The sequence below is a fragment of the Methylobacterium sp. E-065 genome, assembly GCF_022829605.1.
In the GTDB taxonomy this organism is placed as follows: domain Bacteria; phylum Pseudomonadota; class Alphaproteobacteria; order Rhizobiales; family Beijerinckiaceae; genus Methylobacterium.
This window is the reverse complement of sequence record NZ_JAKSYD010000120.1, coordinates 1-12,062: the sequence shown is the minus strand read 5'-3', so window position 1 is coordinate 12,062 and position 12,062 is coordinate 1. Positions and strand designations below refer to the sequence as shown.

General features: G+C 61.0%; 14 protein-coding genes and 1 pseudogene. 7 read left to right on the top strand and 8 right to left on the bottom strand.

Annotated elements, in window-relative coordinates; translation table 11 throughout:
- Positions 1–236 precede the first annotated feature (236 nt).
- Positions 237–2,006, bottom strand: coding sequence for an alpha/beta fold hydrolase (locus MKK84_RS16600; RefSeq protein ID WP_243921562.1), 1,770 nt, complete (start codon positions 2,004–2,006; stop codon positions 237–239).
- Positions 2,007–2,663: 657 nt separating this feature from the next.
- Positions 2,664–2,879, bottom strand: coding sequence for a hypothetical protein (locus tag MKK84_RS16595; RefSeq protein ID WP_243921559.1), 216 nt, complete (start codon positions 2,877–2,879; stop codon positions 2,664–2,666).
- A 410-nt stretch (positions 2,880–3,289) separates the two neighbouring features.
- Here MKK84_RS16595 and MKK84_RS16590 point away from each other — a divergent pair, with 410 nt between their 5' ends.
- Positions 3,290–3,532 carry a hypothetical protein gene (locus MKK84_RS16590; protein ID WP_243921557.1) on the top strand — a complete coding sequence of 81 codons (243 nt, stop codon included), beginning with the start codon at positions 3,290–3,292 and terminating at the stop codon, positions 3,530–3,532.
- 186 nt (positions 3,533–3,718) lie between these two features.
- The gene (locus MKK84_RS16585) at positions 3,719–3,931 is read left to right on the top strand and encodes a hypothetical protein (protein ID WP_243921555.1); all 213 of its coding nucleotides are present in this window, start codon (positions 3,719–3,721) and stop codon (positions 3,929–3,931) included.
- Between the two features lie 116 nt (positions 3,932–4,047).
- Here the strand turns inward: MKK84_RS16585 and MKK84_RS35485 are convergent, their stop codons facing one another.
- Positions 4,048–4,179 (bottom strand): hypothetical protein, encoded by a 132-nt coding sequence (locus tag MKK84_RS35485; RefSeq protein ID WP_267360389.1) that lies wholly within the window; start codon positions 4,177–4,179, stop codon positions 4,048–4,050.
- Between the two features lie 170 nt (positions 4,180–4,349).
- Here MKK84_RS35485 and MKK84_RS16580 point away from each other — a divergent pair, with 170 nt between their 5' ends.
- Entirely contained in the window at positions 4,350–4,643 is a 294-nt protein-coding gene (locus MKK84_RS16580) for a hypothetical protein (RefSeq protein WP_243921554.1), read from the top strand.
- 179 nt (positions 4,644–4,822) lie between these two features.
- On the opposite strand, the gene MKK84_RS16575 is transcribed toward MKK84_RS16580, so the two are convergent.
- Together MKK84_RS16575 and MKK84_RS16570 are read right to left on the bottom strand one after the other, a co-directional pair.
- Positions 4,823–6,862, bottom strand: a complete 2,040-nt coding sequence (locus MKK84_RS16575) for a putative bifunctional diguanylate cyclase/phosphodiesterase (protein WP_243921552.1) — start codon at positions 6,860–6,862, stop codon at positions 4,823–4,825.
- Between the two features lie 434 nt (positions 6,863–7,296).
- Positions 7,297–7,830: a PAS domain-containing protein gene (locus tag MKK84_RS16570; RefSeq protein ID WP_243921550.1), complete on the bottom strand. Its 534-nt coding sequence runs from the start codon at positions 7,828–7,830 to the stop codon at positions 7,297–7,299.
- A 238-nt stretch (positions 7,831–8,068) separates the two neighbouring features.
- On the opposite strand from MKK84_RS16570, the gene MKK84_RS16565 reads away from it, so the two are divergent.
- From MKK84_RS16565 to MKK84_RS16555, 3 genes are all read left to right on the top strand, one after another.
- Positions 8,069–8,302: a hypothetical protein gene (locus MKK84_RS16565; protein ID WP_243921548.1), complete on the top strand. Its 234-nt coding sequence runs from the start codon at positions 8,069–8,071 to the stop codon at positions 8,300–8,302.
- 144 nt (positions 8,303–8,446) lie between these two features.
- A complete protein-coding gene (locus MKK84_RS16560; RefSeq protein WP_243921546.1) occupies positions 8,447–8,671 on the top strand; it encodes a hypothetical protein in 225 nt (74 codons plus the stop codon).
- A 269-nt stretch (positions 8,672–8,940) separates the two neighbouring features.
- The gene (locus tag MKK84_RS16555; protein ID WP_243921544.1) at positions 8,941–9,549 is read left to right on the top strand and encodes a PAS domain-containing protein; all 609 of its coding nucleotides are present in this window, start codon (positions 8,941–8,943) and stop codon (positions 9,547–9,549) included.
- A gap of 61 nt (positions 9,550–9,610) precedes the next feature.
- Here the strand turns inward: MKK84_RS16555 and MKK84_RS16550 are convergent, their stop codons facing one another.
- Positions 9,611–9,808 carry a hypothetical protein gene (locus MKK84_RS16550; protein WP_243921542.1) on the bottom strand — a complete coding sequence of 66 codons (198 nt, stop codon included), beginning with the start codon at positions 9,806–9,808 and terminating at the stop codon, positions 9,611–9,613.
- 107 nt (positions 9,809–9,915) lie between these two features.
- On the opposite strand from MKK84_RS16550, the gene MKK84_RS16545 reads away from it, so the two are divergent.
- Positions 9,916–10,548, top strand: coding sequence for a PAS domain-containing protein (locus tag MKK84_RS16545; RefSeq protein ID WP_243921540.1), 633 nt, complete (start codon positions 9,916–9,918; stop codon positions 10,546–10,548).
- A 321-nt stretch (positions 10,549–10,869) separates the two neighbouring features.
- Here MKK84_RS16545 and dps read toward each other — a convergent pair whose 3' ends face one another.
- Together dps and MKK84_RS16535 are read right to left on the bottom strand one after the other, a co-directional pair.
- On the bottom strand, positions 10,870–11,406 hold the full coding sequence (gene dps, locus MKK84_RS16540; protein WP_243921538.1) for a DNA starvation/stationary phase protection protein Dps: 537 nt from the start codon (positions 11,404–11,406) through the stop codon (positions 10,870–10,872).
- Between the two features lie 305 nt (positions 11,407–11,711).
- Positions 11,712–12,062, bottom strand: a pseudogene (locus tag MKK84_RS16535) (hypothetical protein); the annotation flags it as partial.

The window sequence follows — 12,062 nt, the reverse complement described above, 5'->3', positions numbered from 1 at the left end:
CGCCAGGCGGCCGAGAAGGCAGCGCAGCAAGTCGCGCTGGCCGCCGAGCAGAAGGCCGCGCGCGATGCACGCTTCGCGGCCCGGAAAGCCAAAGCACGCCGATAGGCCAGCCCGGCCCGCAACGCGTGATGATGGAAGGACCGGCCGGCTTCTAGACGAAGCCGGTGGAGGTGCCGGTTGTCAGAGCGTAGCGCCCGGAAAGCCGCATGACCCCGGCTTCGTGAGCGTGATTGCCCTTAAAATCCCAGTGAATATCTAAGAGATTTGATTTCGTCTTCGTTGCTCTCTGCGGCTTTCTCGCAAACACATTTGATAGACTCTAATATTATTTCGTAAAACTTATCGAGCGTTCCGTCGACGGTGAGATTATGGTCGGCCTGCTCAATCATAACGAGCGGTCGTCCGAGTTTTCTTTCGACGTCCGATGGCGTGCGCCCGAGTTTTGCGTGCACCTCCGTTAGCCCCGGCTCATTCGGACTGAACACCAGGGTCAAGCCGGCGCCACGCAGCCTGATATTACCGATGCGGCCAGCAACTGTATTCTCGGCATATACAGCCTTGAACGGAACGGACGCAAATTTTTTCAAACTGCGACCGGCCAATCGAACGAGCTTTGCCGTGATAGCTGCAATCCTTCTCGGGTCACGAAGCAATGCGAACCAAGATGCGACCTTTTTAGCTTCATTTGCGTAGCCACTAACGCCCCAATAAGGGTTTCGTATCTTGGTCTCCACATCGTATAATGGATTCCAGTCAAAACAATATAAATTGAATAAAATGGCTGACTTTATCCGATGATCACCGTGAATGGCATGAAAGCCGAGAAATGCGCCGCTGCAAAGACCAACAACCAATATAGGTGCTGACGATAATCCATCGAGATGATTCAGTGCAGCGCGGACATCTTCGACTGTATCCAGGGCGTAGAGCGGAGAAGAACCGTCCGGTCTATCTGGGCTGTCTCCAATCCCACGCAGATCGAAACGGAGAGACCGAAAGCCGGACCGGGCAAGTCGGCGCGCCAGGATAGCGATTTGGCGGCCACGCCCGGACCGCGCATTGCGACCTGACCCGAGGAAGAGGATCGTCGGTGCGTTCGCGACAGGGCGGTCCGGACGGCATAACGTTCCAACAAGACCCATCCCGAACCGAGCGGGTACCTCAGTCCAGCCTGCGCCGCCGATCGCTCCCGCGGCACGAACTGCAGGGGGCACCGAGGACGCCGGCTTGGCGTCTGCGCAAGCGTAGGTGACAACGGCCTCGAACGTGTCCTTCGGTGTTTCGGAGAACAGGTCGCCGATCAAAAGCTGCGCGAGCCCGGCAAACGGCGCAGAGGCCACACGGCTGCCGAGCTCTTCATAGTGTCGAGAAAGCTGTGCGGTGTCAGGCCCAACGATCAGCACGTTTGGAGCTGGCGCCTGTGTGGTCGCCATCAAATCGATGACCGAGAGATCGGCAACCAGCGCTGGGCCCAATCGGAAGCCCCCAAGCAAGACATCGCCAGGTGGTTGCGGAATCGGCTCATCAGTCGAAAGACGATCAACCGTCCGTGACCGCAGGCGCATCTCCCGCAGGTAAGCGTGACCGCTCGTAAAAGGAGCCAGGAGCACGAGGCGGTCGATGCCGCACGAAGAAGCGGACAAGGCTGCGAGCGTCGCACCGAGACGAAGACCGACTACAACAATCTCGTCCACGCAAGCTTCCGTGCGCAGATAGCTCACTGCGCGCGCGATCGCCCCCACCAAGATATCGGCGCGCATGACCTCCACGTCTGCAGAATTCCCGTCCCCGGGAAAGTCAAACCGTAGCGTTGCGCAGCCGGCATCGGCAATTTGGGCCGCCAATTCTCGCCACGCCCGATAGGCCGAGAGTTGCTCGAACCCAAGCGTTCCACACAGCACCACGCCGCGACGAGTCGACCCGGACCGGAACCAGCCGAATACCCCCTCGAATGCGACAGGGGTTTCAAGTGCCGGATACAGAGATGATGGAATGTTCGCGAGCATAGCTTCGACTGCCACCGAAGTGAGAGTTGTCAGTTGCATCTACTGTATGACCGAAATACTTCTATTGGGAGCTTCTGCGGTATTAAAGTGAAGATTAGATACAAAACTGATAATTATCTGCATTCAATACGTATTCCCGGCAGGAATATATATTATGAAATAGTAATACCAAATAACCTCGATCAAATAACGAGAATTGCTTTGGCGTTTACCTAAAATTCGATAGCATTAGAAGGTGAGCTAACAGTTTACTTTTTAATACAAATTTGGACGCGGCTCGGAACAAAAAAGCTCCGTCATTTTAATATCATTATTATTACACGTCGCAACGATACCTCATGATATATCGGGTTCATCTTCTGATTTCCAACAACTCGGAATATCTCGAATACCCATGCGTTGTTTTAATCAGAAAACATATCGGCGCTGGGCTGTCAAAGCGAATTCGCCGTCTACGTATTCAATGCCGAGCAGAGAACAGCAGCAATGGTCAATATTCGGCATGGCGGTACGGGCGTGCGTCTTTGCGGAATGCTTATCGACGGCTGTCGAATAAGGCAGAGTTTCAACTGAACTGCCCTCCCGCGGTGGTCTGGGTCGGAAGTCAGTGAAGGAGCAAGGGTCACCGGGTTGGATCCCGGATTGAGAATGCTCAGTTCAGCTGGGGTAGCGGAGTTTCAAAAGCCACCAGCGCCCGATCAACAGCCTATCGATCTCCTCGTTGAGCCGTTGCTCAACCTCCGACGTGTCGAACCCACTCCGGATCAGTACGGAAAGCGCGCCTGCCGCTGCCGTGGAACGCATTTCGGCCTCCACAATGCGACGGCTCAAGCTTTCGATAGCAGCCTCGAAATGGGACGTGACGATACTCATGCGTTGGTCGGTGCACCCGCCAAGCGGCTCTTTAGGCGGGTGCGGAGCAGGTTGAGGCTTGCGATGTGGGATGCAAGGAGCGCCTCGCCCTCCGACGTAACCTGCCTGCTCGCTGCGATCTCGATAAGTAGGATACGTTGGCTGTGGAAGCGCCGTTCGCAGGCGTCGATGCCGACCCGCGGCTCGATCCGCCGCAGCGACACGAAACGCGCCCTCCATCTTTCCGCTTCGTTCAAAGGGCACGGTTTGATTTTGGGCGTAGAGTGAATGACCGCGCGCCAATCGGATCAAAAGCCGCGCCACAGCCAGAGCGCAAGCCGACCCGGGCCGCTGCGTTGCAAAACGTTTCTAAATGGCTAAGCTTCTACGCAGTGCCTGCGTAGCGGCCTACCCGTCACTGGAGATTGCCCATGCTGGTCAACCACGAGCGTCGCCTCCTTACGAAAGCCGCCCAGGCTATGGACGGGCACATCTCCATCAAGCGCGAGGCGGATCGGGCTTGGCCGGGTGATCACAGTCGCCTGAGTGGCTTGGCGAGCCGGGGCGATCTCGTATGGCTCGGTGAACGGGCCGGCCCTCATCTCGGCGGCACGTTTGCAACATGGCAAATTACAGACGCCGGCCTTTCCAGGCTGGAGCGGTTGTCTGCGTGAGGCGGCTGTCGGGTGGGGGCAGCGCCGGCATGACGGAGCTTAGTGTTTGGCTCCGCCGTCAGGTTGATCCCCCAGACCGGAGCGAGCCAGTGTGAAACCCGACGCGCTCGGGCACGTTCCGAGCCTTCCTCCTTTCACACCGGTCTTCGAGCTGGCATATGCTTCGCCCAAAATGGGATCGGAGACATGCCTGAGAACGAAGCCTGCGAAGGCGCCGCTGCCCTGCTCAGACGCCAGCACGAACGTATCGGCGAACTGCTGCGTGAGCTGAACGATGGCCGCTGGTGGCCTGACGATCACGCAGGCAACGAGGATGCAGCAATTATGCTGGTCCACACGCGCGCCATCGAGGAAAGCGTGCGCGCGATCGACCGGATCATCGCGACGATGAAGGATTGAGATGTTCAGCCGCCCTGAAGGCCAGCGCTAGCGTTTCCTCGGCGCCAGCGGCACGTCCGGTGCGCTTGACTGCAAACGGACTGGACGAACCGCTAGCCCAGACGACGCGCTGCGTCCTACTTCTTCGGTCCCGAGGCGGGCTTGGCCGTCACCATACCCTTGGTCGATGGCGCCGAGGCGTTCGTCTTCACCTTGGCCGCCTTGGGCTTCTTCGCCTCCCGGTTGCCGCGCTTGTTGTCCGTTGCCATGAACGTCTCCCTGTGAGGGTAGGTGACCTACTCCCTGAACGGAAACCCGCAGGGTCGGTTTAGGATGCCACCTGCCGGAACTGCACCCCAGCGCCAGCGCGTAGAGCCAGCGTTGCATCGGGCCTCCGGTCAAGCTTAGGAGGGGGCCACAAGGCGAATAGGAGGCGTGGTTGAAAGAGCTCGAACAGGGCAGCGCGGAAGCGGTCTACGTCTCGGCCATGGTCGGCGAGATGATGCAACGCGTTCTGGAGGACACCCTCGCCGAGCTCGCAAGGACCAGAGGCGCTGTCTATCTCGACATGTTCGTGGAGCGCGAGTTGGCCCGCTACGCCGATCTCTTCCGCGAGCGGCCCGGTGACACGCCTCAAACCACCAATATGCTAAGATCTTGGTTCGCGCTGGAAGGCAGCGCAGCGTTGCGTTCCGTGGTCAAGCGCGCGAGCATCGAGGCAAGACGCGATTGATCGCGATCCGACGCCACGACGCCTTCAAGCGCAGCATTTGAGCCGCATGCGGCTTCCTTGCTCAGCGGTCGTAGTAGCTCTCCGCCCCATCCTGGCGGCCGCGCTCGTAACAGACCACGGTACATTGCGGTGACGGCAGACGGAGGAGCCAGTTCCCCGTTAGGCCAGAGAGCGATAGGTCAGGCGGCCCTACCTTGAGCAGCCTCCATGTACCTGCGTGCCTCGTGGGAGGGGAGTGGCGGGCTGAACAGGAAGCCTTGGACCAACGTGCAGCCCTCGCGGCGCACGAGGTCTAGCTGCTCGACCGTCTCGATCCCCTCGGCAACGATGCCCATGCCCAGCCGCTCGCCGATACCGACCACTGCGCGCACGATCGCGGCCGCATCCGGATCCGCAATGTCGCGCACAAATGCCTGGTCGATCTTGATCTTATCGAAGGGGAAACGTCGCAGATAACCGAGGGACGAGTAGCCGGTACCGAAGTCGTCCAGGGCGATAAGCACACCGAGGGTGCGCAGGCGGTGCAGGCAGGCCAGTACCGTGTCCGAGTCCTGCATCAGCACGCTTTCGGTCACCTCGAGCTTCAGCCGTGTCGCCGGCAGACCGCTCGATGCCAATGCGGACAGAACCGATGCCTCCAGGCCCTCGCGCCGCAACTGCACCGCCGAGACGTTGACCGCAACGTGGATGTGGGCGGGCCAATGAATCGCCTCACGACAGGCCTCCTGCAGCGCCCAAACGCCGAGCGGCACGATCAACCCGGTCTCCTCAGCCAGCGGGATGAATGTTCCCGGTGGGATCTCGCCCTGCGTAGGATGGTACCAGCGCATCAGCGCCTCGAAGCTGACGACTGCGCCAGTCGCGGCATCCACGACCGGCTGGTAAGCCAGCTGGAACTCACCGCGTCGGATCGCCTCTTTCATGTCGAGGCCAAGCTGGCCGCGCATGGCGATGCGGACGCCTGCGTCGATCTCAAACTCGCGATACGTGTTTCGGCCGGCAGCCTTGGCCTCGTACAGCGCTATATCGGCGCGCTTGAACAACTCGTCCGCAGTCGCATTTTGCTCCGTCGTAAGCGTCAGCCCAATGCTGACCCCGACCTCCACCATCTGTCCATCGAGGTCGATCGGCTCGCTCACGACCGCAATCAGCTGTTCGGCGATGCGGATGGCCCAGCACGGCTCGTCGAGGTAGGTGAGTACGATGGCAAATTCATCGCCGCCAAGACGAGCGACGGTGTCGTAGGGACGTATGACCCCCTGCATGCGATCGGCGACGACGCGCAGCAGAGCGTCACCAGTCGCGTGGCCGAAGCTGTCGTTGACGGCCTTGAACCGGTCGAGGTCGCAGGCGAGCACGGCGAAGGGATTTCCGGATCGGGCAGCGTGAGCGATGGCTTGGTCAAGCCGATCGCGGAACAGTGTGCGGTTGGGCAAACCGGTGAGCGCATCATGCAGCGCCATGTGCCGGACCCGCTCCTCCGCTTCACGGCGTGTGGTGACATCGCGCAGGGTCGCGACGTAGCCGATCACCTGATCGCTGTCGGTCTCGCGCGCGAGGCTCACCGAAGCCTCGATCCAGAGGTAATGACCAGCCTTGTGGCGGTAACGTATGCACGCGATGAACCGACCGTCCCGCTCGTTCCGCGCTTTCGCCCATAGATCGGCGAAGATGTACGCATCGTCAGGGTGGGCGAAATCGAACGGTGTGCTGCCGACGAACTCCTCTGGTTCGTACCCGAGCATGCTGCGCACGGCGGGCGACACATAGAGGCGACGCATGTCGAGGTCGCCGAGCACGAAGACATCGTTGGAGTTCTCGGCGAGCAGCCGGAAGCGGCGCTCGCTCTCACGCACGGCGGCTTCCGCGGCGTAGCGCTGTGTGACGTCGGTGAACGTGCGCACCAGGCCGCCGCCCGGGAGCGGCAGGCTGCGGACGTGCAGCACGGTGCCGTCCGCGCGCGTGCGCTCGTAATCATCGGCGCGGGTCTGTGGATCGCCGTGCTCCAGCCAACGCTCCAGGTGTTCGGGCAGGTGAAAGTACGCGCCATGCGCCGCTTGGTGGGCTCGGACATCGGCGAAGCGAGCACCATCGCTCAGCATATCCTCGGGCACCCCCATCATGCCGGCGACATGCCGGTTGTAGACGCGGACGCGATCATCCGCGTCGGTCATGACAAGCCCTTGGTCGATGTGGTCTAGGATCATGCGCAGGCGCATTTCAGAGGCCTGAAGCGCGCGCTGAGATGCGGCAAGGTCGGTGACGATGGTTCGGATTGGCCCCCCGTCCAAGGGGGCAGGTGCAGAAGTCGACACGGCCAGGCCCCGTTCATACCAGTGTTCGGGATCCTCTACCGGTATTTGTAAATGAAATCGTTGATACAACCAGGAATTGAACCCCGGGTTGAATATCGCCCCCGCTGTGATTGATGATTGCCTAACTGCCCGGGAGGAGCAGGGCCACCTGGCACTTAGGCCAGATGGCGGCGCGGGACTGATCAGGACAGCGAGATCGCGGCGCCGGACATGCCTTTGCCAGGGGCGGAAGGGCGACGATGCCGAAACCGATGGTGCTGCCGTGGCACCGGCGCGGCAACGTCATCGCGGCAACCGGCACGCTGATCCTCGCCCGGCTGGAGCGCGCGTGAGGCAGCCTATCCCCGCTGCGCCAGCCTGCGCCCGATCCCAAACAGCAGTGTCTCGGACAGTTGCTGCAGATCAACGTGCTCGCCCTGCCCGAGGGCCGTATGCACTTCGATGCAGCGGTCGGCAGCGACGATCAGAGGGTCTTCCCCATCCTGGTTGAGTGCGGTAGCGGGAATGAAAGGGCTGTTGTGTGCGTCAGTCGTGTCGATATAGGCGCCCCGGCCGCGCATGATGCCTGTCTCGTCGCGTTCGAGCGAACCGCGGCAAAGCACCCAGCAGACCTTGTCGGCCTCCGATAGAATCCGGAACTCGGCCGAGAAAGGTCCACCGGTCTGCCGAACGCGGCGGATGCGTTCAAATATCCACGTGCGGTCTTCCGGATGCGTGCGTGCGAGAGCCGCTTCGAGAGGAAGCGGCTGGCCTGCGAGAGCGCCATTGCCTGCCAACAGGGCGGCTGCACCTTCATCGAGTATGGAGCGGCCCGCAGCGACATTTGTATTCCACGTGCCGATCAGTCCGGCCGCGCGCAAGGCGGGATCCATTCGAGCTATCGAGAACATTCGTCCAATCCAGCGCGTCCAAGTACCCGCACGAGAAGTCACGCGCTGCGAAGAAGTACCGCAATGATTCGTCTACTCGCATACAGGACGAGGACAAGCTGTGGTTAGTTGCCGCAATCGTGAATTGCAAGCTTGGATGAAATATCCATCTGAGAGAAGATTGTTCTCCAAGCCAGGCACATCGAGGGCGGTTCGCACTCCGTTCAGAAGGGTAACCACAATGAATGAGGATCGCACCGAGCGCATTTTGAAGCGGGTGGCGCAGACGCTCGGCGTCAGCGAAGATGTGCTCCGCAAGGATGCGTTTCAGCACCGCGATGCGGCGTTTCAAGCCACGTCACAGGAACTCGAGCTTCTGAGACTTTTCTTGGCGATCTCCGATCCCAAGATCCGGCAGTCCTGCTTGGAGTACGTGCGGGCCGCGGCTGTGCCAGCTGACATGGCGGCTGGATAGCGCACGACACCGTCTTCCTACGATCATTTCGGCCGTTGGGCTCCCCTGACAAACACCGGTCAGGCGTCTGACGCCAAAGATTGGACCGGCGAGACGGTAGAAACGTACTTTGCCTTCAGATCAACCGCGGCTGGAAGCTCAAGCTTGCTCGGCCGCGTCCTGCACAAGTTTGAGGAGCCGCTGTCGCTCGGTCTGATCACGCACGCTACTATAAGCGCGGAGCAGTGCAACACACTCAATGCTCAAGTTGCGAGTGCTGACGGCAGTCCGATCGATTCGTTCGATCGCTGCGTCCCGTTGCTCGGGCAGGTCGAACAGCACGGACAGGGGCAGCTGGAGTGCACCAGCAATCTGCTGCAGCCGCGCTAAGGTTTTCGAACTCGGCGGTTCCGGCTGCTGGTCGCAGGTCTTTCCCGCCAGGCCCTCTGCTGCCGTGGCCCCTACCGTTGGAGGTGTCTTCGAGCCCACAACCTTCTCCCATCGATAGTGCCATAATTTTGTATTCAATCTTATACAACCTCGGCTCGCCTACTAGTTGTTAGCACGCAACAGTGGCCACAATTTGTAAAACTTCGCCTTGAGGTTGTACCGCTCTTTTTGTTACGCAGATCAGCTTTTTTGTCGAACCAGGGACCGGGATGCCCAAGCCGAAGACCGTTGCGGGTCAGACCTGTCCGCAGGCGTTTCAGGGGGCCATCGACGCTCTGGACGTGATCGGCAGCTGGGAATGGGACTGCGTCTCGGATTTGACGCGCTCCGACGCTTTCGTAGCTTTGCTGTTCAATCTTGACCCTGATGAAGCGGAGGCAGGCACGCCGCTGTCCGGCTTTATCGCCGGCATTCATCCTGAAGACCGGCAGCGCGTTTTAGCGTTGATCCTGCAGAACGCCCAGGAGGGTTGCTCCTACGTAGCGGAGTATCGGGTTTGCTCGGCGGATGGTGTGACCCGGTGGGTTTTGGGGCGCAGCCGCTTCTACTGTGATCATAAGGGCCGTCCGCTGAGCGGGCGTGGCATCATTGTTGACATCACGCAGTTGCGAGCGGGCGAAACCATCGAGGATTTGACCAATGCTGACGGTACGGCAACGCCGCTGGAGCGGGCAGTCGACCACGCCGTGGCGGCTCAGCGGGCCATCGTCGAGTTGCAAGACCCAGTTTTGAAGGCACTGGCTGATTCGCTTCTGTTCGATCTTGGCCGCAAGCTCGCGCAGCAGGAAGTACGGGAGCGCCGCAAACATATGAACTGACGTACCAAGTCTGTTCTTGGCAGACGGCTACCACTCTGCAGAGAGGCAGAGGCATGAGCCGTCATCTGCCGTCGCCTGACTTATCTTTAGACGTATCGGCCGTAGCAAGCGGCTCGTAAAAGTCCTCGACAGGACGGCCAAGAGCCTCGCCGAGCCGCTTTAACACCCGCAGCTTGCGCTCACGCTCGCGAGCGGCAGCGGCCTGATCAATCGCGGGGAGACCGAACTCGCGGCCATCACCTTTATCACGTTCGCCCATGTCGGGCCTGCTATCGCGTGTAATCGTATCGCTGTATATCTCGGTTGCACGGCAACGAAAAGCCATTCTCGTTGTTGTGCTCGGATTACGGAAGCTTGGTTTGGCGCATGCCGCGTCGGTCCCCGGACGATACGTTCTCCTCAGCGCTTTTGCCGCTGACCAGCCTCAACATCGGCTTGTGGGAGAGCGATGTCGAAGGCGACTGCATCCGTGGTGATGTCGTTATGGCCCAGATATTGGGGCTGTCTTCTGCGGATGCCGCACGAGGCATCTCAATCAGGCGCCTGCTATCGATCTTTCATCCAGAAGATCTCGCCGCAGACACAGTGCGCCGGCGGCAAGTGCATGAGGAAGGCGGTCTGTTCGTGTGGGAGCACCGCATCCTGCCAGCGCCGGGCATTGTTCGCTGGGTACTGTCCCGCGGGCATTTCGAGCGCGATCAAAATGGCCGGATGCGTGGGCGCGGGATCATCATAGACGTAACCGACACGCGGACAGAGGAAGGGGCGTCGCGCTTCCTCGCAGTCCCAGCGGCCATCGGAACTCCAGTAGAGCGTATGGCCGAGCGTGCGCTGGAGTTGTGGGAGTTGATGCACGAGTTGGAGGCCGGCGCCGCTGCGCGTCTTGAACCGCTTCTGCAGGCGCTGATGCTTGAGCTTGGTCGCCAGATCGCTTCATCCTTGCCAGAGGGGCGAGAGACCGAGGCGGCGCCATCGAGGGATGTCTCGAAGTTGCACTGAGGCCGGCTATCGTCGGCGTGATTGGCAGCGCAGCGGCTCCTGCCAACATCAGTGAAGCAGTGCGCTCCAAGGTCAGCCTTTTACGGCCTTCAGCTCCGGCTTGGCGCCTCGCGTCAAGCTCTGGATTGCTCGCGCTGGCCTTCCAGCCTTCACGCCGCGATTTGCTGCACGCTGGCTCGCCACCACCGAGCAATCGCCAGCATGCTGCAAGACGAGAAAATGCTGGGCACCTGCACCTGTACAGGACGCCGCAGTACCCATCATCCCTGCTGGTCCATTGAGGAGGTGGACCATGAAGCTGCGGGATCCCGATAGGGCCTTTCAGTTCGCCTTGTTCCCGTCGCGCATCTCGCCGGTGGGCTCCTGAACGTGGGCCTCAAGGAACCAGAGCTGCTTATCGACCGCCCGCGAGATCTCAGTAAACAGGTCGGCGGTATCCGGATCGCCAGCCTCATCGGTTTCGTCGATGTTCTTGCGTACCGCATTGGCGTAGGCGGCATAACCGTCGATCAGCGCGGCCACGTGGTCGGCGATGGCGTAGATGCCGGTCGGGTAGGCTGGCAGCTTGGTCTGCTCGGCGACCGCCTGGGTCGAGCCGAACGCCGTGGCGCCGAGCTGCACCGCACGCTCCGCGACCTTGTCGTTGAGGTCGTCGAGTTCGGCGCGAAAGCCGTCCAGCATCAGGTGGATGCCGATGAATGAGGGACCCTTGAGGTTCCAGTGAGCCTGCTTGACCGCCAGGGCGAGATCGATGCCGTCTGCCAGCCGGGCGTTGAGGGCTTGTACCGACACCTGCTTGGCGTTCGAGTCGGTGTCGTTGCGGGTCTGGTGCGGTCGCGGGGTCGTGTCGGTCGCCATGCTGTCACTCCAGTTGAGTCGATTGCGAAAGTCGCGTTCGCCTCAGCCGGTTCCTGCTGCCTTATCTCTGCAAGGGTACCTCGCGGACCCGCGCGACCAGGGGGATCGATTGACTGTGCCGCTGGTCGACCGACCGGGTCGAAGCCAACCGGTATGGTTCCGAGCGACCATGCTAAGGCCGACCCGATCAACGCAAGCAAGCAGGGCCTCGTGCAGATCGACCTGTTTGCCGCGCGGGCTCGCGCCTACGCCGACAGGTCCGACCAAACGAAGTAGGTCAGTGATCCGCTTGAATGCTGAACGGGTCAGTGCCGGTAGCGTTCGGCCAGCGCTATCAGCGCCTGGGCCAGCTCCGTGAGGTTGGCCGAGGCGGACTCGACCTGCCTCGTGCCGGCCGCGGTCTGCTGGCTCGCCTGCCGGATGTTCTGGAGCGCCCCCATCACCTGCTCGATCCCAAGCTGCTGCTGGTTCGTCGAGGCGACGATCTGCTGGAAGACCTGAGCGCTTTCCTCCACTTTGGCGGTGATCTCCTCGATGGTCCGCTGCGTCGTGTCCGAGCGGGTCTTGCCGGCGGCGGCGCGCTTGACCGCCTCCTCGGTGAGCATCACCGAGGTGTTGATGCCCCGCTGGATCTCGCCCAGGATCCCGCGCACCTG